The organism is bacterium, from assembly GCA_030652805.1.
Lineage (GTDB): Bacteria > JAHJDO01 > JAHJDO01 > JAHJDO01 > JAHJDO01 > JAHJDO01.
In genome coordinates, this window is the sequence record JAUSPT010000012.1 from 1 (window position 1) to 24,398 (window position 24,398).

Sequence of the window (24,398 nt, forward strand, 5' to 3'; positions counted from 1 at the left end):
TCTTAATTCCTTCGCAGTCATTGTGATAACGCCCTTTCTCTCCATAATGTCCTCCTCCTTCCTTCTGGAGAACATTGTAACCCCTCAAAGGGGACATTTTTAATTTGCTAGAAAGGGACATTATCATTTTGGTATTACATATAAAGTCCCCCTTTGTCGTTCTCCCTTTTTTCTTTATGGATTAATTTGCTACCCAACAAATGCTCTAATAATTATGTTTGTTGGGTAAATTGTTTTATTGACATGTTACCCAACAAGTTATATTGTAGTATCGTTTGTTAGGTAAATAGGAGTGTTTATGAGAGGAGTTATTAAAGGGGTATTAGCGGAAGAGCTGGAAAATTCTCTCAGGATGAAAAAGGAATATGAGGAGTCCTTAATAAGATTGCCTAAAGGATGTCTTGCAAAAAGGGAAATACACGGTCACGAGTATTATTATTTAGTAAAAAGAATAGATGAAAAAGTAAAATATATCTACAAAGGCAAAATTTCTGAAGAAGAAAAAAAGAAATACGACGAAGCAAAAATACTAAGAGCTAAATATAGGAATTCTTTATCTAGAATAAAAAAACAAATTAAATTTTTAAGGAGCTCATTACGTGGAAAAGAAGCAGTCTGAATTATGTTTTGAGATTTTAAGAAGATTTCACAGAAATGGTATTTTAGACAATTTCATTCTTATTGGTAGTTGGTGTGTATATTTTTACAAGGATTATTTTTCTGGCATCCCATACATAGACCAAACAACTATGAAAACAAGAGATATCGATTTTCTAATAGATAATCCCAATAGAATAAAGAAATATATTGACATACCAGAACTCCTCAAAGATTTAGGGTTTGTTACAACTTTTAAAGGCAGTAGAGGTTATATCAAACTTGATCACCCGGATTTAATACTCGAATTTTTGGTTCCAGAAAAAGGCAAAGGCACGGATAAACCTCATCCATTGCCAAAATTAGGAATTAACGCAGTTGCTTTAAGATTTTTGAGTTTTCTTTCAAGCAACACAATTAAAGCTAAAGTGGAAGACTTTTATTTAACATTGCCACATCCTGCCAACTTTGCCTTACATAAATTGATAATTTTCCAACGTAGAGTTAGAGAAGAAAAGGCTATAAAAGATAGGGACACTGCGGTTAAAATATTAAAGTTTTTAATTAATAAGGACGAAGCAAACATAATCAGGGAAGTTTTTGATTTTGTGCCTAAAAAATGGCAGAAGAAGATTATAAATGGATTGGAAGAGCAAGCGGAAGAAAGTATTTTAGAAATACTGAAATCTTTTTGACATTCTCCGATTTTTATATTGTAGGGGCGGGGCTTGCCTCCGCCCTTTTTTTGTGTCATTGCGAGGAGCGTAGCGACGTGGCAATCTCTTTGTCGTTTTCCCTTTTTTCTTTATGATTTTGGGATGGGGGAGTATAATAAAAAAATAAGGATTAATTAAATAATATGAGGACATCAGATCACAAAGGAAAGGCGAAGATGAGTAAGATTAAGGAGTTTTTCTGTCTTACAAACGATAATAATGGATTCAAGTTAGAGATTCTCGAAAATCCAGATGACAAATCTCTTTGTGCGGAACTAACCAGAATCGAGAATTATTTGCCTCGGCAGCACAGGGGCTCCGATCCGATTTCTTACATGAAATATCATGATTTAGAAAAAATCGTCGGCTCGAATCTCGACCAGATTGTTGCGAATGCTAAGGCGAGAATTCATGAGCTCGGATTCAATATGCTTAACTGGAAAGAAGAAGAAAAGTTATGACAAAAAAGCGAAATTACGATAATTGGAGCAAAGAAGAGCTTATTCGTGAGGTTATTAAGCTCGAAAAACGCAAAAAATACGGTGTAGTATGGGAAGATAAGCTTGAAGAAGTAGCTACATTATGTAAGGAAAAATTACCGATTCTTGAGGAAGAAGTTAAAAAAGAAATTAAAACAGATAGCGAAAAACCAGTAAATATTTTGATAGAGGGCGATAATTATCATGCCCTGTCTGTTCTGAACTACACGCATAAAGGCAAAATTGACGTGATATATATTGATCCACCGTATAATACAGGGGCTAAAGATTGGAAGTATAATAATCATTATGTGGATAGCAACGATCAATGGAGGCATAGCAAATGGCTTTCCTTTATGGACAAGAGGTTGAGACTTGCAAAAAAATTACTCAAGAAAAATGGAGTGTTCATTTGCACTATTGACCACAATGAACAGGAAGCTCTTGGTCTGCTTTTGCAAGAGATTTTCCCAGGGAAAAACATAGTATGCGTGACTATTGTTCATAATCCTGCGGGGATACAAGGAGATAATTTTTCGTATTGTCATGAATATGCATATTTTGTTTTCTCTAAAGGCGGTAGATATATCGGTCATCAAATAAGAAATGAAAATGAAGCCGATATTAGAAATTTTAGAGATGTAACAGGGGATGATTCTTTAAGGACTGCAGCTGCAAATTGTTTTTATCCAATCTACGTTAAAAATGGAGAAATTATTGGATTTGGTGATGTCTGTAGGAATGATTTTCATCCAGGTAAAGTTAATATTATTAAAAACAATGGAGTAATTGAAGTTTATCCGGTTGATCCTCAAGACGTTGAAAGAAAATGGAGATTTGCAAGACAAACCGTAAAAGGCGTTAAAGATGAACTCAAAGCAAAATATATTAATAAACGTAAGGTATGGGATATAGTCAGGATTAAAAATAGATTTAACTACAAGACTGTCTGGAATGATAGCAGATACTCTTCAAATAATCATGGAACTCAGCTATTAAACCAAATCGTTGAAAGAAATGCATTTTCTTATCCAAAATCTATTTATGCAGTTATAGACAGTATAGATGCCGCATCAAAAAATAACAATGAAGCGATTATCCTTGATTTCTTTGCTGGTTCTGGAACTACAGGTCATGCGATTCTTGAGATGAATAAAGACGATGGGGGTAAAAGAAAATTTATTCTTTGTACAAATAACGAAAATAAAATAGCTGAAGATATATGTTACCCAAGAATAAAAAACGTAATTAATGGATATATTGGAAGAATCAGTAGCAAAAGAATTAAGGGCCTAGCAGGGAATCTCAAATACTTCAAAACAGCCTTTGTAGATGCAAACCCTACAGATAAGAACAAAAAAAGACTAGTAGATAAATCAACAGAAATGCTTTGTTTGAAAGAAGACTGTTTTGATGAAGTCAAAAAAGGTGAGGATTTCAGAATATTTAAGAATAGTCAGAATAAATATCTAGGCATTATATATGATGATAAAGGAATAGAGGGTTTTAAGAAAGAAGCAAAGAAGATGAAAGAGAAGTTTGTCGTTTACGTATTTTCTCTTGATGAAAGCGCAAGAGAGGAAGAATTTGAGGATATGGCTGACATGGTGCAATTAAAACCGATTCCGGCAGTCATATTAAATGTATATAAGAGGATATTCAAATGATAGAGTTACGAGATTATCAAGGGCAGGCGATAAAAAGTCTTCACGCTAAAGTTGAAAAAGTATTGATGACTCCTGAGAATGAAGTTGTAATATTTCAGGCCCCGACAGGTTCTGGTAAAACTCTTATGGTTTCGGAAATGCTTAAAAAGCTTGCAAGAGACAGAAAGAGTGATAAGGCATTTTCTTTTGTGTGGATTTCAGTAAGAATGTTGCACGAACAAAGCAAAGAAAAGTTAGAAAAGTATTACGAAGATGACAGGTTAATCCAATGTTCGTATTTTGAGGATTTAGAAGACAGGAAAATAGGCGAGAATGAGATTCTTTTCATAAACTGGCACAGCATAAACAAAAAAGACATCAATATTTATGTGAGAGAAAATGAACAGGATAACAATTTAAATAGCATCATTCAGAATACCAAAGAAGAAGGCAGAGACATTATGTTGATTATAGACGAAAGCCATCATACGGCCAAATCAGAGAAATCAAGGGAATTGATAGAAGTTATTTCTCCGAAGGTTACCCTAGAGATTTCAGCTACGCCTCATTTAACAGAGAATATTTCTGAGATAGAAAGAGTGCATTTGGCAGACGTTAAGGCTGAAGAGATGATTAAATCGGAGATTTCTGTTAATCCGGAATTTAGTAAGAAGAAGATTGGAAATAAGAGCGCAGACGAATTAGTCATAGAGTCTGCTTTATTAAAACGGAAATCGTTGCAGTTAAAATTAAAAGATGAAAATACTAATATTAATCCTCTCGTTCTTATCCAGCTTCCGGATAAAAGAGAAGGGATGGATGATAAGAAAAGAAGTGTTATTAATATTCTAGAAGAGAAATTTGGCATTACAGAAAAGAATGAAAGATTAGCTATTTGGATTTCTGAACAACATTCAGATGCTCTCGCTAATATAGAAAAAAATGATAACAAAGTTGAAGTGCTGATATTTAAACAAGCAATAGCATTAGGGTGGGATTGTCCGAGAGCTTGTATCTTGGTGATTTTTAGAGAATCAAAGAGTTTTACTTTCACCATTCAGACAATAGGCAGGATAATGCGGATGCCTGAATTAAAATATTATAATGAATCAGAACTAAATAAAGGATTTGTTTTTACTAACCTGCCGAACATAGAGATTACAGAAGATTATGTAAAGGATTACATCACGATATACGAAGGAAAGAGAGATAATAAATTATATAGCGACGTTTCTATTCCTTCGATTTACCTGAAGCGGCAAAGAGAGAGGACGAGGCTTTCTGGAAAGTTTGTTAACATATTCTTTGGGGTCGCAGAAGAATATAAATTAGACGATGAAATTGATGCCGAGCCATCGCGTATCATTAATCCAGTTATAACTGATGGAAGGATTGTGGATGTTGATAAAGCTGGCGAAATAGAACACAAAGGAACAATAGATATTAAATTAAATGAGAAGGAGTTATCAGATAGGTTTGACAGGTTTATAGCGCAAGCTTGCTCTCCTTACGCTCCCGTTGATTCAAGCGATAGAATGAAGACGGCAATTTACTTATTCATTAAGCAGAAATACAAAATTGATAAATATGACCCAAAAGCCCAAATGATTGTTTTAAGCAAGAAGAACTATCAGTCTTTTAATGATATTATAAATCTGGCAAAAGAGAGGTTTAGGACGGACGTAATTGAGAAACTAAGTGAAACGCGCGAAGTGCAGCAGGTAGAGGAATGGGAAGTACCACAATTGGTTAGTTACAATAGTAGGTATAAGAAGCAAGAAAAAAATAAATCAATTATGAAGCCGTTCTATGTTGCGCAATTAAGTGAGCCAGAAGAAAATTTTATCGAGTTAATGGAGAACTCTGATAAAGTTAAATGGTGGTTTAGGAATGGCCAGGGGGAAATAAAGTATTTTGCTGTCTCATATAAAGATAAAGACGGTATCAAGAGAGGTTTCTATGTGGATTTTATAGTGATGATGAAGGATGGGCGAATAGGTTTATTTGATACTAAAAAGGGATTCACTGCAGAATTGGCAAAGGAGAGAGCAGAAGCATTGGCGCAATATATCAAGGAGCAAAATAAAAAGCAAAAAAGTAAGCTTTGGGGTGGAATTGTGACATTTAAAGATGGAAGTTGCAGGTATAACGATTCTGAGAGCTATGGTGGTGCTATTTCAGAAAGCCAAGCCCCTTACTGGGGAATTTTATCTCTTTGAAGGAGGAAAAGAGGACAGCGACCTTTAAAAGAACAATGTCAAACCTTTAACCACTCGGATCCCCCCCAATCAATTCGCAGAATGACAAACGAGATTGGGCACAAGATATTGTGCCCCTACAATAACCGCCAGCTAAAGCAAGCGGTTGAGGGAGAGAGAGGGGCAGGGTGAGTTCAAGCAGGCGATTGCGACGGAGAGGACAGGCAAGAGGGGATTTTGAAATATTATTGCTTGCACTAAAAATTATTTGCAGATATAATCCAGCATTAATAATAACTAATAAAAGGAGATTTTGATGAAAAGAGTTTTGGTAATGTTGATTGGAGTAGGGTTGTTGCTGGCGTCTCAGGCATGTGATGTAAAAAAGGAAGAAGCGGCTGTAGTACCTAAGGATGAGGGTGTAATTAAGGAAGAAGTGAGTAACGTTAACGGGCTAAAGACTGCTCGTGAGAAGCTGAGCTATTCTATTGGTCTGCAGCTCGGAACCAGCCTGAAGGAGATAAAGGAGGATATTGATTTCTCTGTTGCGGTTCAGGGCATAGAAGATAGTTTTAATGACAAAAAACTTCTGCTTACCCAGGAAGAGATAATGAAGGAATTAACGGCTTTCTCTAAAAAGATGCAGGAGAAGCAAATGAAGATTATGGAGGAGCAAAAGAAGAAAATGGAAGTGCTGGGCAAAGAAAACAAAAAACTAGGAGAAGCATTTCTGGCAGAGAACAAGGAAAAGAAGGATGTTGTTACAACCAAGAGCGGATTACAGTATATAGTATTGAGTAAGGGAGAAGGCGAGAAACCTAAGGCAACTGATCAGGTTAAGGTTCACTACAAAGGGACACTGATCGACGGCACGGAATTTGACAGTTCATATAAGAGGGGCGAACCTGTTACTTTTCCAGCGAATCGGGTTATTCCTGGTTGGACTGAAGCGCTTCAGCTCATGAATGTAGGAAGCAAGTATCAGCTTTTCATTCCATCGGATCTTGCGTATGGCGAACGAGCTGCCGGACCGCAGATCGGCCCGAATGCTACGCTTATCTTTGAAGTAGAATTATTGTCAATTGAAAAAACGCCCGAACCTGAAATAAAGTCTGAAAAATAAGTCTGTTACATATCAGGGTTTGAAAGTTTTTCATAATAAGCTTTGAGGAGTTTGTTGTATTTGGGGATGTATTCCTCGTCTTTGACGGTTGTTAGTTTCTTTCGTAAATCCTTTGGCACGCCTATTGATCTATCGCGGCGTGCATTGTTTGTATACACAACGGATGTTTGTGCATCCTTGAGCTTGGTTAATATAATCTGCTGTGTCCGAAGGAGCCTTCGAGCCTGGTAATTTTTGATGTTTTCACATACGTCCTGCATTGAATTGATACTTTCATTCAACATATCTGATGGATAGTTGAGTCTATCCAGTCCTTTCGCAATATTTTTTGCTCTGCTCAGAACCTGAAGCTGTTTGTCGTGCAGCATTCTTAATTTTAATTCTACCTCAGGCGGCGGTGTGCCTGGCAGACCTTCTCCACCTGCGCCGCTTATCTTTCCTCCACCAGTCGCGCCACCTGTCTCTGTTGCCTTTTCTTCTGGAATAATACCTTTTTGAAAAGGGTCAGAAGTAAGACGAGCTGGTGTTTTTCTGCCTCCAAGTCCCATAACTTTGCTTTGAACAAGTTCTCCTGAAGTTTTACCACTTCTGCCTTCTCCGCTTCTTCCTGTTATTTCAGAGCTATCCGGAAGAACATTTCCAGTTTTACCCTTTGCGCTGAAATTACTTATTGGCCCGTCTTGAACCTCCCACCCAGCTTCGCCCATAGAATCAGCCCATGCACTTGTAATATTTTGAGCTTCATCAATCAAATCTTCCTCCTGTTCAATAAGTTCTCCAATCATATCTTCAAGTTCATCAGGTAAATCTGCCATAGGAACTTCATAGTCTCCAATGGGTTGTTCCATATTCCATTTTACTCTATCAGGCTTATCGGGCAGCCAGATTTCAAGGTCCTGTTTTAATTGTTTTGCTAATAGTAGGCCTGCGTCTTCAATAGGAACAGCGATTTCTATTGTGTTAGGAACAAGGTTATCGGCAATCTTTTCAACATCGCTAAAGAGTTGATTGGTCTGTTCAATTAATGTTGAAGCAGGGAAATCCACGTCTGGCAGGCGCGAAAGATCATCCGCAGCTTTTTTAAATATCTTACCCCACTCGCTTTCAAGCATAGAAAGCTTTTTTAATTGCTCTTTTTCTTGTTCTGAAAGCCCCTCAGAACCTATTTTTGCAAGTTCAGATGTTTGTTTTATAATTTCCTGCTGGTCTTCAAGAAATTTTGAAAGATTTTCATCAAGCTTTTTAAGAACGGGATGTGCTTTTTCAGTATCCTCTTCAGGTTTTTCTGCAATCACTGTCTCCTGATTCTGAGATAATTGTTCAATACGGTATAATATACCTTTAAGCACTAGTATTATTTCTTCTTGTGTTAATTCAGTTTCATGGATATAAAGTTTGAATTTTGCAGGAGAAGTAGAGTTTTTTGCGGAATCCAGACCTTTAATAGCTTTTACCATTAGAACTGCAGATGTATAGTCTAAGCGGTCTTTGTATTTATAAACAGGATGTGTCTCGTCTATAGAAGAAATAATCTCAATGGTTTTTGCTCGAATATGAACCTGTTTGCCCAATATTTCATCAATATTCGCTTTGTTGCGTTCTCCTGAGTTTAATATGATTAGACTTTTTTTATTTTCTATCTGTTCAGAAATAATTCCCTTTAGTTTTGCGATTATATCCTTTATTTTTTTATCCTTATCCGAGTTTTGTTTTTTGTCTACAATTTCTATGTTATATTTTTTTGAAATTGCCCTGTGTACTGTTGGAAGTGTATTGTCAACTGCTTCAACATAATAAGTTAGAATATCTCCTGTTTTTATATCCATTTTATTTAAATCAATCTTAAAACTGGATAATATTTCCTTTTTCGGTATGTCATATTCTCTGGTTACATCTCGTAGGGGCGAATCCGTGTATTCGTCCTTTGCATCTTTTGTGCATTTTAATATTATTGTTTTTATGCCATAGTCATCAACTGATTTACTGGTTATAGACATAGAATCTTTTTTGCTTAACTGGAGATTTTTTGCTGGAGAGGTAATTTTGACAAGTGGAGATAGATCCTTAATTGCCTTAATCCTATACTTATCAGGAGTCAGATTTCTGCATCCATGCACGTCAGTGTAATAGACAGTATAGATTCCATCATTCAATACAGGAATTTCTCCCTGTGCGATTTCAGGCTTGATCATAGAGAAACTAATTCTCTTTTTATTTAGTTTAACTTCCAGGGTTTTCAGCGGTTTATTGAAATGGAATTGCGTATCCACTCTAGTTCCTATCAGTGCCTCTATATGACCATTAGCAGACTCTACTGTTTTAATAGGAAGATTTGTGTATCCAGGATACCTGTAAGTAAGCTTTACCTTTTTAACCTGAGGTCTTTCTTTTACTTCTATCCTATATAAAGCGCTCTTTCCATCACCAGCAATAATTCTGTACTTTACAGGTTGAGTTATGTTTTTTAATTCGTATAAGAAAGAGTCGTTTTTAAAATTCATTTGTATACGTGAATATTTTCTCTCATTCTCATATTTGTATATGATTTCTGCTCCATAGGGCATTACTCCTTTAATAGAAGTAATGACGATAACATCATCGCCAATAAACACAGTACAATTCCCCGGCATTATATTTAATGTAGTTAATGTAATTGGGGGGATATCTCTGAGAGGATATATCAATCTTGCGGAAGAATTCTTGAAATATCTAGGAAATGCCACATAGTAGAGAATAGTTAAAAGAACAGACCCTGCTAAAAGATAGGCAAATATACATAACTTCCTTTTATTTACAGCTTTTTTCAGGCTTAACATCTGTGTGGTTTTCAAACTATCTGTTATGAGTGCATCAGTAAAGGCAGCTGTGTGAGAATCTAGTTTCCTTCCCAATTGGATGGCGTTTATGAGCCGGTTGTTAATATAAGGATATGCTTTTTCTATATGTACTGCAACCTGGTCAATGTTGAAATATTTTATCATTGGTTTTATGACAAATACTACGAAGCAGGTAATGGCTCCTGTCCAGAAAGCAATAAGGCAAACTAGACGCATGCCGGGGGAAAAATGGATTAGATTGTCCAAACCTAAAACAGTTATTATTGATATTAGAATTGAAAAAAGGAAGACGGTAATTCCCTCAAGCAATCTGATACATTTCCAGAATAATCTTAACTTGTTTATTCTGGATTCTAGTTCTATAAAATTAGCAGCTGTGTGAATATTGTCCAATCTTAATTTCCTCCTATACTAAATTCTACCACCAGTTTGAATTTGAATCCATTATAAATTGAGGGTATAATAAATTTTATGGTTATGGATATATTGAAAGCAATAAAGAAAAGACGTAGTGTACGAGGATATCTGGATAAGGGAATTCCAGAACAGGTTCTTGATCGTATTTTAGAAGCAGCAAGATTAGCTCCCACTGCTGCAAATAAACAGCCCTTTAAGCTTATCCTGGTGACTGATAAGTCAACTAAGGCAAAACTAGTTGAAGCGTCTAAAAGACAGACATTTATAGCAGAAGCGCCAATAATAATAGTTGGCTGTGCGTTTCCAGAGGAGAGCTATCAGAAGATCGGCGGAGCTCGCACAAGTGAAGGGATTGACATTAGTATTGTTTTTGACCATCTCATGCTCCAGGCAGCAGAGGAAGGGTTGGGTACTTGCTGGATTGGAGCCTTTGATGAGGCTCAGGTAAAAGCAATATTAAATATTCCTTCTAATGTTGAGGTCATAGGATTAACTCCTTTAGGATATCCCTCAGGAAAAGAATTCAAGCCTGGCAGGCATACGCAACGGAAGCCACTCAGCGAAATTGTCCTGTACGAGAAATATTTATAACGTTCTTATAAAAGCTTCCACTATGTCAGGATCGAATTGACTCCCCGAACATTTTTTTAATTCTGATATTGCTTTCTCTTTTGGCATAGCATCTCTATATGGTCTTTTTGATGTCATTGCGTCGTATGAATCTGCAACAGCAAGTATTCTTGAACCCAGAGGAATTTTTTGTCCTTTTAAGCCATCAGGATAGCCGATGCCATCGAGCCGTTCGTGATGATGACGGATTATATACCGAACATCATCAAGGAAAGGAGAGTGGGATAGTATCGATTCTGAATAAGTAACATGTTTTTTTATTTCTTTATATTCTTCACGTGTTAATTTAGCAGGTTTTGTGAGAATGACATCGCTGACGCCGATTTTGCCTATGTCGTGCAGAGCAGCTGCAAGATTAATATTTTCAATGTCTTTACTATCCATTTTAAGTTCTTTGGCTATAATAACTGCATACTTTGCAACATTCTCAGAATGTCCACACGTGTAAGTATCTTTAGATTCAATCGCCGTACTTAGAGATTGTACAGTCGTTAAATATGCCTGTTTAGCATCCCTGTAAAAGTGTGCTTTTTCCAAAGCAATGGCAACAAGATTTGCGTAGTTTATTATTAAATCAAGCTCCTCAAAAGTAAATGAGCTGTTATTAAATTTGTCTGTAAAATTGAGCACGCCTATTGTTGATTGCCCTCTCAGAGTTACATTAAGAGCATATTGTGATTTATATTTAAGATTTAGAGGTACAACAATAAAAGAACCGGGCTTGTTCATAATCTCAAATCTACTATCCTTTTCTCCTTTCCCAATGCTTTTGATTAATACAGGTTCTCCTGTTTTCCATACCCAGCCGGATACCCCCTCACCGAGCTTTCTTCCACGTCCTACTATCGACTTGTCCGTACTTTCTTTTACAGCTAGAATTGGATCTTTATTCTCTTTTTGTTCTACTAACATGATAGATGCATTTTTACATTTTAGGATTTCTGCGCCTTTTCTTACTACCAGCTCATATATCTCACTTAGAATATTGGTCTTATTAATTTCCCGTATTATTTCGTTGATATGAATTAGCTGTTCATTTTTCTCTTTAAGTTTCAGACTAGTTCGGCAGTATCGGGCAAGCATTGTGGCAAGATGCAAGTCATCCTCAGAAAATTTCTTGTTATCTAATTTGTTAATTATATTGATTACAGCAATTGTCCTGCCATTATCTATTACAGGGACAATAAGAGAAGTCTTGTATTTTTTAGGATTCGTTTTTAATTTGAGATCAGGGTGCTTCTCCAAGACATCTCTTATATCATTTATAATAAGCGGCTTCTGGGTTTTTGCGACAATTCCTGAAATTCCTTTTCCTATCTTGACTCTTGTAGTTCTTAATACATCATCTTTGAGTTTAGTTTCGGGGTTTGTGGAACAGGAAACCTGAATATACAGCTCATCTGTAGCATTATCAACCAACATCAGAGACCCTCTTTCAGCGTTCAGGTTCCTGATTGTTTCTTTCAACACATCTTTTATTCTCTCCTGCTCCAGAGTTCTCTTCACACAGCCCTCCTAAATATTGCAATGAAACGGTATCTACTCCGTATTTTACACCAAAATCCAACATTTTTCTACAATTTTTTATTAGATAAGACTATAATAGACATAATTGCAGTTCAGATAAATTATTATGAAACAGATAAACATTCTTCAGATAATAAGTTCCAAAGATGCAACAGGGGGTTCACAGGAGCATACAAGAATTCTTTGTGCTGGATTAGATAAGACCAAATACAGAATTATCGTAGTAACACGTCCAGGCTCAATAGTTCCGTATTATAAAGAACAGGGATTTGAAGTAATTCCTGTAGAGCTTAGACATAATCCAGGTTCTATTCTTAAGCTTTTAGGCATAATAAAAAGATATAAGATTCATATTATTCATACTCATAATATGCTTGCAGATAGAAGGGGCTGTGTTGCAGGATGGTTGGGGGGAGTTCCTATAGTTGTTACTACAATACATACATTAATGAATACAGACAGGTTTGGAGAGGAAAAGAGGGGAACGTCAGTATGGCAGTATAATTTTTTATTGAAACATGTTCCAAAAAGGATAATTGCATTATCAAAGGAAGTTAAATATCACACTCAGAAAGAGTTGAATTTAGAGGAGGATAGAATAAGCTTAATCTATAATGCATCAGATCTGTCAAGATTAAACCTAAGTGTTAACAAACAGGAGAAAAAAAGGGAATTTGGAATTGATGAAAACTGCTGTGTTGTAGGCACTGTGGGAAGACTTGTGGAACTTAAAGGATATCCTTATCTCATTAAAGCAGCTTCTTTAATACTTCAGAAGTTCCCCAAAAAATTGAAGTTCTTAATTGTGGGAGACGGATATATGGCTGAAAAACTTAAAACCCTGGCTAAGGGTCTTGGAATTGCAGATAAAATAATTTTTGCAGGGCAGAGACAAGATGTTCCTGAAATCCTGCATATTCTTGATATCTTTGTTTTGACGTCTTATTACGAAGGCCTGCCGCGCTCTATTATTGAGGCACAGGCTTGTGGAGTTCCTGTAGTAGCAACAAACGTGGGAGGCACGCCTGAAGTTGTAATTAATGATAAGACAGGCATACTTGTTCCTACTAAAGATGAAAAGGCCATTGCTAAGGCAGTAATTGATTTATTGACGAATAAGGATAATGCTAGAAGAATGGGAAATGCAGGTAGAGAATGGGTGCAGAAGCAGTTTGATGCGCCTGTATTCATTAAAAGAACAGAATATCTTTTTGAAGATCTAATAAGAAAGCACATACCAGATGTTGCATAAAATACTTTATCTAAGCAGCAGCGTTAATCTATGGGGTGCACGGAGAAGTCTTCTTGACATACTGACTCATTTAGATAAGAAGACTTTTTCCCCGATTGTTGTGTGTTCATCCAAAGGTCCTTTGACAGAAAAACTGGATGAAATAAAAATTCCATATAGAATTGCAAAAATGAGGTTGTGGAGAAAGGGGAAATATTTTCCATGGATTCCTCACACTGTTATGTGTCTTGCCAAATTGATAAGAAAAGAGAGAATCTCCCTTGTGCACAGTAACTCTCATAGCGATGCTCCGTACGGAATTCTAGCATGCAGGTTTAGAAAAATACCTGTAATTTCACACATAAGAGATATTATTCAACCTGATAAGATAGGTAAATATTTGTTAAAGCATGCTGATAGAGTAATTGCAGTTTCAAATGCAGCTGCAAAGCCATTTGAAGACATAAACAATAAAAACAGGAAGTTGCTGGTTATTAATAACAGTATTGATATAGATAAATTTAAAGTTACTGGAGATCTAAGAGAGGAACTGGGTATCTCCATGGATGACATGGTTATTGGTATTGTTGGACAGATAAGCAAACTGAAAGGACATGATGTATTTCTGAAGGCAGCATCAATTATTTTGAAGAAAAACAAAAATGTTAAGTTTCTTATTGCTGGTGAAGTTCGCAGAGAAAGAGATCAAGGGCTTTGTGAAGCATTGATAAGTAAGTTGAATTTAAAGGGAAATGTCATTTTTACCGGTTTCAGAAATGATATTGCAAATGTAATGTCAGCAATAGATATACTGGCATTTCCAACTTTAAAGGAATCTTTTGGAAGATCGGCAATTGAAGCAATGGCACATGCAAAACCAGTTGTTGCCTCTAATGTAGGGGGAGTTCCTGAGATTGTAAGTCATGATAAGACAGGCATTCTAGTTTCCCCGGGAGATGCTGAAGAGCTTGCTAATGGCTTGTTAGAACTGATAAATAATAAAAAAAAGAGAGAAGATATGGGAAAAGAAGGATTAAAAGTTGTAAGAGAGAAGTTTTTAATTAGAGGTATGATGAACAGAATAGAAGTGGTGTATAAGGAGTTGCTTAGAAAGGCATAAAATGAAATTTTTTTGTTATAAGTTTCTGTGCATTATTTTCTTATCTACGCTAATTATTGCGTGTTCCGTAATTGGCAATGCTCAGCCGGTTTTTGTTGAAGGGGAGAAGTTTGAGTATAAAATTAGTTGGCTCGGAATAAAGGCTGGATCCGGAAGCTTGGAATTAGCTGAGATATTGGACATTGACGGTAGGGAAGTTTTGCATATTAAAGCAAGAGGAGATTCAATAGGACTGGTTTCTATTATATGTAAAATAAGAGACAGCATGGAATCCTATATAGATAAAGAAAAACAATACTCTTTGAAATGTATTAAGGATTTCAGGGAAGGATTTTATAAGAAGAAGGAAACAACTCGTTTTGATCAGGAAAAACATGAGGCATATGTGAATGAAAAAACTATAGAGATTCTTCCCGAAGCAAAGGACCCTTTTGCATGTTTATACTATATAAGAGCTCAGGAACTAGTTGTAGGAGAAACTGTAAGCCTTAATGCCTATGACAATAGAAAAGATCATAGATTAAAAGTGAACGTTCTGAAAAAAGAGACAATCAAGATAGAAAAAAACACCTATGAAACAATACTCATAGAGCCTGTTCTTGAAGGGCTGAATCTTGAAGGAGTGCTCAAGGTAGAGGACAGCAAAATAAAAGTCTGGCTTACAGATGATGAGAGAAGAATTCCTGTCAGGGTACAGATGAAGATAACGTTCGGTAGCATAGTTGTGGAACTTGTCAATTCTGAATTGCCTTGATTGGGTGGTTCGCATATGACATAATGCCGGTCAATTACAAAAGGGTTAAATATGGCAAAGATAGGTATTATTGGTGGCAGCGGGCTCTATGATATGGAAGGACTCAAAAATGTAAGGGAGCTTGAGATAAATACTCCGTTTGGGAAGCCTTCTGATAAGTATATTACGGGTACTCTTTCTGGGAAAGAGGTGGTATTTCTTCCGAGGCATGGGAGAGGGCATAGTCTCTCACCTTCTGAAATAAACTATTGTGCCAATATCTATGGCATGAAAAAGCTTGGTGTGGAATGGATTATTTCTGTTGGTGCTGTTGGCAGCCTTAAAGATAATATTCATCCTCTGGATATTGTTATTCCTGACCAGTTCTTTGATAGAACAAATCAGGCTCGCAAATGCAGCTTTTTTGGAGACGGAGTAGTTGCTCATATTAGTTTTGCTAATCCTGTTTGCCCTGATTTGAGCAAGATGCTATACGAAACAGTGAAGAAATTTGGGTTAAGAGTTTATAATGGAGGAACATACTTGAATATGGAAGGGCCTGCATTTTCTACAAAAGCAGAATCTTTCTTTTATAGAAAAATGGGCTTTGATGTTATTGGAATGACGAATTTGATGGAAGCAAAACTGGCTAGAGAAGCAGAGATCTGCTACGGGACAATGGCAATGGTTACTGATTACGATTGTTGGCATGAGACAGAAGAAATAGTAAGTGTGGAGACTATAATTGCAAATCTTAATAAAAACGCAGAGAATGCAAAGAAGATTATAAAAGCAGCTGTTAAAGAGATTTCCTCTGAGAGAAAGTGCGAGTGCGCTAATGCGCTGGCTACTGCAATCATAACAGACAGAAGTATTATTTCTCAACAAGCAAAGGACAAGCTTAGTGTTATAGCAGGAAAATATCTATAGAATATTATGGCTAAAGAAAAGAAATTATTTATTGCAGCCACAAGACAAAATGACGGAAAAACATTAGTAAGTCTTGGTCTTATGATGGCATTTAAACAGTATGTCAAGAATATTGGATTTATGAAACCTGTTGGTCAACGATATGTAGAGGTTGAAGGATATAAAGTTGATGAGGATGCTGTGCTGATAAAAAGTTGCTGTAATTGTGACGGAGAATTACGACATATAAGTCCAATAGCTGTTGAAAGGGGTTTTACTGAGGAGTATATAGATCATGGAAAAAAACAAGTTTTAACGGATATTATTACGGAAGCTTATAGGGAGATTTCAAAAGGTAAGGATATGGTAGTGATTGAGGGAACAGGACATGCTGGTGTCGGGTCTGTTTTTGATCTGGGAAATGGGTCTGTTGCAAAATTGCTGGGCGCAAAGGTTCTGATGATAACAGTAGGCGGGATTGGCCGTCCAATAGATGAGATTGTTTTAAATAAGGCACTGTTTGAAAAAGAGGGGGTAGAATTAGTAGGTGTTGTAATTAATAAAGTTATACCTGATAAAATGGATAAAATTAAGGATTACATAAAGAGAGGATTAGCAAAGAAGGGGATTGAACTGTTTGGAGCTATACCATATACAAAACGTCTTACATGGCCAAGTATAAAACAGGTTATGGAAAGCATTCCTTCAAAGCTTGTAAATGGCAGGGAATCTCTTGATAATCAAATTGAAAAGATTGTAGTAGGAGCAATGACTCCACATAATGCATTGGGCTTTTTTGGTGAAAGGGTGCTGTTAATTACACCTGCGGATAGAGAGGATATTGTGCTTGCTGCCATGAGTTCTTCAGTTATTGGAACAGAGAAGAAGCACAGGATATCAGGAATAATATTAACAGGCAAGATGCAGATTCACCAGTCCGTAATGAATCTCATACAAAAGACAACCATACCTGTTCTGGCTGTGGATATAGATACTTACGGAGTTGCATCATTGATACATGACCTTGTAGTTAAGATAGCTGAGACGGATATGGAGAAAATAAGAACTGCCAAAAGCCTTGTTGAAGAGTATGTGGATGTTAGAAGATTATTTGAGAGATTAAATAGAGATAATTAATAGAGAAAACAGGAGAGCTTTAATATGGAAAAGACAAAAAGAATTATTGAAATACTTGATACAACATTAAGGGATGGAGAACAAACTCAGGGTGTTTCCTTTTCTCGCAGTGAGAAGTTGAATATTGCCAAAATGTTACTTAATGAGGTAGGGATAGACAGAATAGAAGTTGCGTCTGCCAGAGTGTCTCAGGGAGAGAAGGAATCTGTTACAAGTATCATGCAGTGGGCAAAACTGAGGGGGTTCCTAAGCAAGGTCGAAGTATTGGGATTTGTTGATCATAGAGCATCTGTTGATTGGATATTCTCAACAGGTGCTAACGTAATGAATCTATTAACTAAAGGATCAGAAAAGCACCTGAAATTTCAATTGCGCAAAGATATAAAAACACATATCAGTGAAATAAGAGAAACAATAGATTATGCAAAAGAGAAAGGACTTACTGTAAATATTTACTTAGAAGACTGGTCTAATGGTTACAGAGATTCTAAGGATTATGTTATGGAAATTACGAAAGCGCTATGCAATATGAGTGTTAATAGAATAATGCTGCCTGATACTCTTGGAATTCTTACACCTCATACAACATATACCTATGTTAAGGATATGGTGAGCTCGTTTCCAGACATGGGATTTGACTTTCATGCGCATAATGATTATGGTCTTGCCACTGCAAATAGCCTGTATGCAATTGAGGCAGGGGTTGGAGCAATTCATGTTACCGTTAATTGTTTGGGCGAACGTACTGGCAATGCTTCTTTGGGTGAAATTACAGCTAATATTCATGATAATACAGAATGCAAGACACATGTTGTTGAAAGAAAGATTATTTCTGCCAGTAAATTAGTAGAGACTTTTTCAGGCAAGAGAGTTGCTGCAAATACACCGATTGTTGGTCAGGATGTTTTTACGCAAACCAGTGGAATTCATGCCGATGGAGATAAGAAGGCAAATTTATATGCAAATCCGCTTTTGCCTGAAAGATTTGGCAGGAAAAGGACATATGCTCTTGGTAAACTGAGCGGGAAGGCTTCGTTAGATCAAAATTTGACTGAATTGGGAATAGAGCTTACTGAAGAAAACAAGAAAAAAGTTTTACAGGAGATAATCCAGCTTGGTGATAAAAAGAAATCAATCACAATAGAAGATCTGCCTTTTATAATTGCTGATGTGCTTGAAATAGGAGAAGGGAATCTAGTTCAAATTACAGATTGTATTGTGACAAGCGGAAAGGGGATCTTGCCGACAGCGTCATTTGTTCTCCAATATGGGGAGCAGAAGATAAAAGAGTCTGCGTCTGGTAATGGGGGATACGATGCTTTTATGAATGCGTTAAAAAAAGCATGCAGCAGAATAAAGCTTTCTATGCCGGAATTAATTGATTATGAAGTTAGAATTCCTCCCGGAGGGAAAACAAGTGCTTTAGTTGAAACATTGATAATATGGTCTGCTAAAGACAAGGTTTTTAAAACTATTGGTGTTGATTCTGATCAGATTATAGCAGCTATTAAAGCATCTGAAAGGATGCTGAACATTATTGCGCGAGAAAAATAGCTGTGGTTTATTACAAATCAGCGGAAGAAATAAAACTTATAAGATTAAGCTGTCAATTAACTGCACAAACCTTGAATTATATTTCCGAACATATTAAACCTGGTATTTCTACTCTTTATTTAGACAGATTGGCTGAAGACTATATTAGAAGTTTTGATGCAGTTCCATCTTTTTTGGGATTTAGAGGATATCCAAACAGCATATGTGCTTCTGTTAATAATGTAGTAGTTCATGGAATACCAAGAAAAGATGAGATTTTGAGAGAAGGCGATATAATAACTATAGATGTTGGAGTTTGTAAGAATGGTTATTATGGAGATAAAGCAATTACCTATCCTGTGGGAGAGATATCTTCTCTTGCACAGAATCTTATTAAGGTTACAGAAGAGGCCTTAGATATTGGTATTACTGAAGCAGTAGAAAACAATAGATTAGGTGATATTGGTAATGCTATTCAGACATATGTTGAACAACAGGGTTTTTCAGTTGTAAGAGATTTTGTTGGTCATGGTATAGGATCTAGTGCACATGAAGACCCGCAAGTGCAACACTTTGGCAAATCAGGTACAGGATTTACTCTCAAAAAAGGGCTGGTTATAGCTATCGAGCCTATGATTAATGTAGGGTCATATCAAACAAAGGTGTTATCAGATGGGTGGACAGCTGTCAGCTCCGATGGCAGTTTGTCTGCACAGTTTGAACATGTTGTAGCCATTACTGATAACACTACGGAAATCCTTACTCTTTCCTAATAGAAAAGCCTGCTGTTCAGTTAACAGCAGGCTGACTATTTTCTCTTCAAGAAGTATTTTTATTATATTTTGTCTAACTTTTCCACACGAAGTTTTTTTACAACTGGCTTGTTTATTGTACTTGGCATCCAAGCAGGTGCATTAGCAGGTTTAGCAATTTTCTTTACGGAACCTTTAAATATGTGTATTCTCCATTTGCCGTCTTTTTTCTTGCTGTGCTCTCTTAATTTAATGAGACCGTCAGCATCCTTCAGACCTCTGGAAGCAGCTTTTAGAGCAGCCTGTCTTGCGCCTTTCCCTTTAAAGACGTGATCCTCTTTCTTGCCTATTCTTACTGAGTAGAGCTTTGCTGTTGCCATCCTTTTCCCTCCTTGTTTTAGTTGGCTTATTAGTTTATAACATTATAGCGCAAAGCTATTGGAGAATGCAAACAAAAAATGATTCCCTTAATTGAAGAAATAAAGTTAGACTTATCTCCCATTCAAGTATATGAGATATTTAAGACGTCTGCTTATTCGTTTATTCTGGATAGCGGAACGCATGAATATGGGCTAGGTGAATACGCTTTTATAGGAGGAGATCCTTTCCTGTTGGTAATGGCAGAGGGATCAGATGTTAAGATTACATATAGAGACTCGTCAGATGTATTGAAAAACGCAGATGTATTAGAAGTTATAAAAAGAATATTGTCTGATTATCAAATTGAAAATAATATTTTCCCAGTGCCTTTTTGTGGAGGATGTGTGGGGTATTTCTCGTACGATTTTGGAAGAACACTGGAGAAAATACCCAATAAAGCTAAGAATGATAGTGGTATTCCTGATTGCTGTCTAGCTTTTTACGATTTGGTAATTGCGTATAGTTATAGCCAAAACAAGTTTTATGTAGTATCAACAGGCTTTCCTGAGAAAGGTCTTAAAGGAGAGAATAGAGCAGAAGAAAGATTAAAACTAGTTTTAGGCAGGTTAAGGGCATTAAAAGGCAAAAAGCTCAATAATTCCATCGTTTCTCCTTCTATTATTAATGAAAGAGATATTCTTTCCAATTTCACAAAAGCTTCTTATCTAGGCACTGTAAATAGGATAAAGGAGTATATTGCTGCAGGTGATATATATCAGGTGAATTTATCTCAGCGATTCATCTTTGATTTATGTATGGACAGTTTTGAGTTATATAAGCGTCTTACCAAAATAAATCCTGCGCCTTTTGAAGGGTTCCTGAATTTTGGAGAAGAATCCATTATAAGTGCCTCTCCTGAGAGATTCCTTAGTTTAAGGGATGGCGTTGTCAGAACAAGGCCAATGAAAGGAACCAGACCAAGAGGAAAAACAAAGAAAAAGGATGAGAGATTGAAGAATGATTTGTTGAAGAGCGAAAAGGACAAGGCAGAGCTTATAATGATTGTTGATCTTGAGAGAAATGATATAGGAAAAGTATGTGAATATGGATCCGTATATCTGGAAAGCAGAAGAGATATTGAAAAATATTCTACAGTCTTTCAGACAACATCTACTGTTCGAGGTCTGTTAAGTAAGGGAAAGGACAGGATTGACCTGTTAAGGGCATGTTTTCCAGGAGGGTCTATTACCGGTGCGCCAAAGATCAGGGCTATGGAGATAATTGAGGAGCTTGAGCCAACAAGAAGAGGAATATATACAGGGTCTCTTGGATATTTAAGCTTTTCCGGTGAAATGGATTTGAATATACTGATTCGTACATTAGTTGCTAAAAAGAATGAAATTCGTTTTCAGGTAGGAGGAGGGATTGTTGCTGATTCTGTGCCTGAGGAAGAATATCAGGAAACATTGGATAAGGCAAAAGCTCTCTTTAGTGCTTTAGGGGTTGCAAACCCCTTGAAATAAAATCTTTCAAATTGGCTGGCATAAGGAAATCCCTTGTGATAGAATTAGCGGGCAACAAAAATGAGAGGAAAAAGATATGCGGGAAAGGCTGATTATACAGGGGGGAAAACAGCTAAAAGGGGAAATCTCTCCTGCCGGAAATAAGAATGAGGCGTTAGCAATACTGGCAGCATCTCTTCTGACGGAGGAGGCCGTCAGGCTCAAGAATGTACCGGATATTTGTGATGTTCGGGACATGGTTGAGATTATGCGTGATATTGGAGTAGATGTAAAAAGAGTAGGAGAGCATGAGTATTTAATTAAGGCATTATCTATAAAAAAGATGGAGTTAAATTCTGAGCTATGTTCTCGGATAAGAGGTTCATTCCTGTTTGCAGCGCCTATTCTGGTAAGATGTGGCAAGGTAAAATTACCAAAGCCCGGAGGAGATAGAATAGGGCGGCGCAGAATTGACACACATCTACTTGCTCTGGAGGCATTAGGTACTTCTGTTAGTGTTGGAAATGACTATAAGTTAGAAATCGGAACTGGTTTTCACGGCGCTGATATTTTTCTGGATGAGGCAAGTGTTATGGCAACGGAAAATACAATAATGGCAGCTGCGTTTGCCAAGGGGAAGACTACTATAGTTAACGCAGCTTCAGAGCCTCATGTGCAGGGTTTGTGTAAGTTCCTTAATTCTCTTGGCGCAAAAATATCCGGTATAGGCAGCAACATCTTAACAATAGAAGGAGTAAAGCAGCTATGTGGCGGAGAGTATTTAATATCCTCAGACCACATTGAAACAGGTAGCTTTATAGGGCTTGCTGCGGCTACACATAGTGAATTATTAATAAAAAATGCGCCTGTAGAACATATGAGAATTATTTTCTTGGTCCTTGAAAAACTTGGAATAAGTTTAGAGATAGATAAAAGGGATATTTTTGTTCCTGTTCAGAAAAAGATGAAAGTTGTTACGGATGTTGGTGGCGCAATACCTAAGATAGATGATAGTCCATGGCCTGGATTTCCAGCAGATCTTGTAAGTATAGCACTTGTTATCGCCACTCAGTCAGAAGGCACAGTTTTAATATTTGAAAAGATGTTTGAAAGCCGTCTCTACTTTGTTGATGAATTGATTAATATGGGAGCAAAGATTGTTTTGTGTGATCCTCACAGAGCAGTAATTGTGGGCCCTTCAGATTTACACGGATGTGAGATTGTAAGTCCTGATATTAGAGCTGGAATGGCACTCCTTATAGCAGCCCTATGCGCAAAGGGGAAAAGCACAATACATAATATCAGGCAGATAGACAGGGGATATGAAAGAATAGACCAAAGGCTGTGTTCCTTGGGTGCGGATATTGTGAGGGTTTGATAATAATTTAGCTGTGTTAGATAAAATTTAAAAGTGCACAGTTTAAAGTTTAAAAGTGCACAATATTTAGGTCTTCATTTTTAGCTGTTTGAACACCAACAAGCCTATTGTCATACCAGCACCTGATTTCAGATATGCCAGTTTTCTCATCAGGATAAATACGCAGATTAACCTTACTTCCAATAGGAGCATCGCTAATTTTCAATAAGATGTTGTTAATAGAAATTTTCCTGTAAGGGTTAACGGTTCTATCCATTCTTAAACAGAAGATATCCTTTACAGATTGAAAAGGCGGCTTGATAACAAACGGTCTAAATAACGACTTTTTCTCTTTTAAGGCTCTTTGAAATCTAAAATAAGGCACTTCGCCTGTAGTTGAATGAATACGGTGATAGTTATACTGCCCAACTTCTTGAAATAATATTCTTTTAGCGCCTTGGATATCAACTATATTTTCTCTTGCGCATATTCTGACTAAATGATCCTGTATCCATCGGTAAGGACGCTCAACCTTGCCTTTTGCCTGAGGAGATAGGGCGGGAATATATTTGACATTACAATCATTAAGAACCTGTTTCCACTGGGTGTCTACTTCATCAGTGAGTTTGTAATGTTTGCGCCAAATAGAATCTCTACCCTGCACAAATCGGAATATTGAATGAGAATCAGCATAAATAGAAAGAGGGAAACCGTATTTTAGAAATAAGTCTTGAATAGCCATAATATGAGCCAAAGTAGTCTCTTTTCTGATTAGACCAGCGTATAACATATACCGGCTGAAGTCATCAATGGATGTGATTAAATACCACTTTTCTTGAGCATAGGGCGACCATTTATGGTAAGAGGAATCATGTTGGATAAGTTCTCCTGCGTAATTGGTTAAGACTTCTCGATCATGAGCCTTATGTTTGATCCTTTTAAGATAAAAACCGTGTTTTTTAGCCCGGCTGATGATTGTGGGCAGAGAAACTATTTGTTTTTCTTTAGTTGCAAGCTGGTTTTTAATAAAGCTGTAGTTGTATGATTTAATAGTGGTGTCTTTATCCTTAATGAGTTCTTCCTCAAAAGTTAACTCTTTAAGGATATTCTTTTCGATTGCAGGGTCAATAGCTCTGGGATTTTTCTTCCTGTGGTACTGAATGGAAAAGCCATCGGAATTCTCGCGATACTGCTTAACCAAGTCACAAAAGCGTCTTCTTTTGATATCCAGAATTTCTTGAAGATAGCTTCTTTTGATATCCCCTTTTAGATAACGCCCAATAAGCTCTTTGACTTGATTGTCTGTAAATCTTTTGTGAAGCTGCGCCATGATTTAAACCCTCCCTTTTTAACGCAGAGTTTAAATCATAACTATCTTTAATAATTGTGGAAACTGCCGTTCTGTGGATAACTCTCCGAGTTACCCACATCGCTTGGACAACCTTGCAGGTTGACCACAGTTACCACAATACTGCTGTATTTTATATATCTCTTCTTTTCAACCCCCAAACCCCCATTCTTGGGGGCTTTTTAGGTGTGCACTTTTAAAACTTAAATCGCTTAAAAACTGTGCACTTTTAAATTTTAACTGACA

At 36.7% G+C, this 24,398-nt stretch carries 20 protein-coding genes; 16 read left to right on the forward strand and 4 right to left on the reverse strand.

Features of this window, described 5'->3' with window-relative positions; translation table 11 throughout:
• Positions 1 to 298: 298 nt before the first annotated feature.
• From Q7J67_00635 to Q7J67_00660, 6 genes are all read left to right on the forward strand, one after another.
• Positions 299 to 619, forward strand: coding sequence for a hypothetical protein (locus Q7J67_00635; protein ID MDO9463802.1), 321 nt, complete (start codon positions 299 to 301; stop codon positions 617 to 619).
• Positions 600 to 1,292, forward strand: coding sequence for a GSU2403 family nucleotidyltransferase fold protein (locus Q7J67_00640; protein MDO9463803.1), 693 nt, complete (start codon positions 600 to 602; stop codon positions 1,290 to 1,292). Before Q7J67_00635 ends, Q7J67_00640 begins: the two co-directional genes overlap by 20 nt.
• A 197-nt stretch (positions 1,293 to 1,489) precedes the next feature.
• On the forward strand, positions 1,490 to 1,774 hold the full coding sequence (locus Q7J67_00645) for a hypothetical protein (protein MDO9463804.1): 285 nt from the start codon (positions 1,490 to 1,492) through the stop codon (positions 1,772 to 1,774).
• On the forward strand, positions 1,771 to 3,459 hold the full coding sequence (locus Q7J67_00650; protein MDO9463805.1) for a DNA methyltransferase: 1,689 nt from the start codon (positions 1,771 to 1,773) through the stop codon (positions 3,457 to 3,459). The genes Q7J67_00645 and Q7J67_00650 overlap by 4 nt, the downstream gene beginning before the upstream one ends.
• A complete protein-coding gene (locus tag Q7J67_00655; protein MDO9463806.1) occupies positions 3,456 to 5,657 on the forward strand; it encodes a DEAD/DEAH box helicase family protein in 2,202 nt (733 codons plus the stop codon). The genes Q7J67_00650 and Q7J67_00655 overlap by 4 nt, the downstream gene beginning before the upstream one ends.
• Positions 5,658 to 5,952: 295 nt before the next feature.
• On the forward strand, positions 5,953 to 6,759 hold the full coding sequence (locus Q7J67_00660; GenBank protein MDO9463807.1) for an FKBP-type peptidyl-prolyl cis-trans isomerase: 807 nt from the start codon (positions 5,953 to 5,955) through the stop codon (positions 6,757 to 6,759).
• Between the two features lie 5 nt (positions 6,760 to 6,764).
• Here the strand turns inward: Q7J67_00660 and Q7J67_00665 are convergent, their stop codons facing one another.
• Entirely contained in the window at positions 6,765 to 9,989 is a 3,225-nt protein-coding gene (locus Q7J67_00665) for a hypothetical protein (GenBank protein MDO9463808.1), read from the reverse strand.
• Between the two features lie 84 nt (positions 9,990 to 10,073).
• On the opposite strand from Q7J67_00665, the gene Q7J67_00670 reads away from it, so the two are divergent.
• A complete protein-coding gene (locus tag Q7J67_00670; GenBank protein ID MDO9463809.1) occupies positions 10,074 to 10,604 on the forward strand; it encodes a nitroreductase family protein in 531 nt (176 codons plus the stop codon).
• On the opposite strand, the gene Q7J67_00675 is transcribed toward Q7J67_00670, so the two are convergent.
• Positions 10,599 to 12,149 carry a GAF domain-containing protein gene (locus tag Q7J67_00675; GenBank protein MDO9463810.1) on the reverse strand — a complete coding sequence of 517 codons (1,551 nt, stop codon included), beginning with the start codon at positions 12,147 to 12,149 and terminating at the stop codon, positions 10,599 to 10,601. The genes Q7J67_00670 and Q7J67_00675 overlap by 6 nt on opposite strands.
• Positions 12,150 to 12,276: 127 nt before the next feature.
• On the opposite strand from Q7J67_00675, the gene Q7J67_00680 reads away from it, so the two are divergent.
• The 7 genes from Q7J67_00680 to map are packed head-to-tail and all read left to right on the forward strand — an operon-like array spanning position 12,277 to position 19,606.
• Entirely contained in the window at positions 12,277 to 13,422 is a 1,146-nt protein-coding gene (locus Q7J67_00680) for a glycosyltransferase (protein MDO9463811.1), read from the forward strand.
• Complete coding sequence (locus Q7J67_00685; protein ID MDO9463812.1) at positions 13,412 to 14,521, forward strand: glycosyltransferase family 4 protein; 1,110 nt, start codon at positions 13,412 to 13,414, stop codon at positions 14,519 to 14,521. The genes Q7J67_00680 and Q7J67_00685 overlap by 11 nt, the downstream gene beginning before the upstream one ends.
• 1 nt (position 14,522) lies before the next feature.
• Entirely contained in the window at positions 14,523 to 15,275 is a 753-nt protein-coding gene (locus Q7J67_00690; protein ID MDO9463813.1) for a DUF3108 domain-containing protein, read from the forward strand.
• A gap of 51 nt (positions 15,276 to 15,326) precedes the next feature.
• Positions 15,327 to 16,184: an S-methyl-5'-thioadenosine phosphorylase gene (gene mtnP / locus Q7J67_00695; GenBank protein MDO9463814.1), complete on the forward strand. Its 858-nt coding sequence runs from the start codon at positions 15,327 to 15,329 to the stop codon at positions 16,182 to 16,184.
• A 6-nt stretch (positions 16,185 to 16,190) separates the two neighbouring features.
• Entirely contained in the window at positions 16,191 to 17,300 is a 1,110-nt protein-coding gene (locus tag Q7J67_00700) for an AAA family ATPase (GenBank protein MDO9463815.1), read from the forward strand.
• Positions 17,301 to 17,324: 24 nt separating this feature from the next.
• Positions 17,325 to 18,854 (forward strand): alpha-isopropylmalate synthase regulatory domain-containing protein, encoded by a 1,530-nt coding sequence (locus Q7J67_00705; GenBank protein MDO9463816.1) that lies wholly within the window; start codon positions 17,325 to 17,327, stop codon positions 18,852 to 18,854.
• 2 nt (positions 18,855 to 18,856) lie between these two features.
• On the forward strand, positions 18,857 to 19,606 hold the full coding sequence (gene map / locus Q7J67_00710; protein MDO9463817.1) for a type I methionyl aminopeptidase: 750 nt from the start codon (positions 18,857 to 18,859) through the stop codon (positions 19,604 to 19,606).
• A 62-nt stretch (positions 19,607 to 19,668) separates the two neighbouring features.
• Here the strand turns inward: map and Q7J67_00715 are convergent, their stop codons facing one another.
• Entirely contained in the window at positions 19,669 to 19,965 is a 297-nt protein-coding gene (locus Q7J67_00715) for a non-histone chromosomal MC1 family protein (GenBank protein MDO9463818.1), read from the reverse strand.
• A 78-nt stretch (positions 19,966 to 20,043) separates the two neighbouring features.
• On the opposite strand from Q7J67_00715, the gene pabB reads away from it, so the two are divergent.
• Together pabB and murA are read left to right on the forward strand one after the other, a co-directional pair.
• Entirely contained in the window at positions 20,044 to 21,468 is a 1,425-nt protein-coding gene (pabB, locus tag Q7J67_00720; protein MDO9463819.1) for an aminodeoxychorismate synthase component I, read from the forward strand.
• A 76-nt stretch (positions 21,469 to 21,544) separates the two neighbouring features.
• Positions 21,545 to 22,825 carry a UDP-N-acetylglucosamine 1-carboxyvinyltransferase gene (gene murA, locus Q7J67_00725; GenBank protein MDO9463820.1) on the forward strand — a complete coding sequence of 427 codons (1,281 nt, stop codon included), beginning with the start codon at positions 21,545 to 21,547 and terminating at the stop codon, positions 22,823 to 22,825.
• A 49-nt stretch (positions 22,826 to 22,874) separates the two neighbouring features.
• Here the strand turns inward: murA and Q7J67_00730 are convergent, their stop codons facing one another.
• On the reverse strand, positions 22,875 to 24,134 hold the full coding sequence (locus tag Q7J67_00730) for a hypothetical protein (protein MDO9463821.1): 1,260 nt from the start codon (positions 24,132 to 24,134) through the stop codon (positions 22,875 to 22,877).
• Positions 24,135 to 24,398 lie beyond the last annotated feature (264 nt).

Excerpts from the sequence above, each read along its gene's own strand:
- Q7J67_00635 (MDO9463802.1), top strand. The coding sequence starts at position 299 with ATGAGAGGAGTTATTAAAGGGGTATTAGCGGAAGAGCTGGAAAATTCT.
- Q7J67_00645 (MDO9463804.1), top strand. The coding sequence starts at position 1,490 with ATGAGTAAGATTAAGGAGTTTTTCTGTCTTACAAACGATAATAATGGA.
- Q7J67_00650 (MDO9463805.1), top strand. The coding sequence starts at position 1,771 with ATGACAAAAAAGCGAAATTACGATAATTGGAGCAAAGAAGAGCTTATT.
- Q7J67_00655 (MDO9463806.1), top strand. The coding sequence starts at position 3,456 with ATGATAGAGTTACGAGATTATCAAGGGCAGGCGATAAAAAGTCTTCAC.
- Q7J67_00660 (MDO9463807.1), top strand. The coding sequence starts at position 5,953 with ATGAAAAGAGTTTTGGTAATGTTGATTGGAGTAGGGTTGTTGCTGGCG.
- Q7J67_00670 (MDO9463809.1), top strand. The coding sequence starts at position 10,074 with ATGGATATATTGAAAGCAATAAAGAAAAGACGTAGTGTACGAGGATAT.
- Q7J67_00680 (MDO9463811.1), top strand. The coding sequence starts at position 12,277 with ATGAAACAGATAAACATTCTTCAGATAATAAGTTCCAAAGATGCAACA.
- Q7J67_00685 (MDO9463812.1), top strand. The coding sequence starts at position 13,412 with ATGTTGCATAAAATACTTTATCTAAGCAGCAGCGTTAATCTATGGGGT.
- Q7J67_00690 (MDO9463813.1), top strand. The coding sequence starts at position 14,523 with ATGAAATTTTTTTGTTATAAGTTTCTGTGCATTATTTTCTTATCTACG.
- mtnP (MDO9463814.1), top strand. The coding sequence starts at position 15,327 with ATGGCAAAGATAGGTATTATTGGTGGCAGCGGGCTCTATGATATGGAA.
- Q7J67_00700 (MDO9463815.1), top strand. The coding sequence starts at position 16,191 with ATGGCTAAAGAAAAGAAATTATTTATTGCAGCCACAAGACAAAATGAC.
- Q7J67_00705 (MDO9463816.1), top strand. The coding sequence starts at position 17,325 with ATGGAAAAGACAAAAAGAATTATTGAAATACTTGATACAACATTAAGG.
- Q7J67_00715 (MDO9463818.1), bottom strand. The coding sequence starts at position 19,965 with ATGGCAACAGCAAAGCTCTACTCAGTAAGAATAGGCAAGAAAGAGGAT.
- pabB (MDO9463819.1), top strand. The coding sequence starts at position 20,044 with ATGATTCCCTTAATTGAAGAAATAAAGTTAGACTTATCTCCCATTCAA.
- murA (MDO9463820.1), top strand. The coding sequence starts at position 21,545 with ATGCGGGAAAGGCTGATTATACAGGGGGGAAAACAGCTAAAAGGGGAA.
- Q7J67_00730 (MDO9463821.1), bottom strand. The coding sequence starts at position 24,134 with ATGGCGCAGCTTCACAAAAGATTTACAGACAATCAAGTCAAAGAGCTT.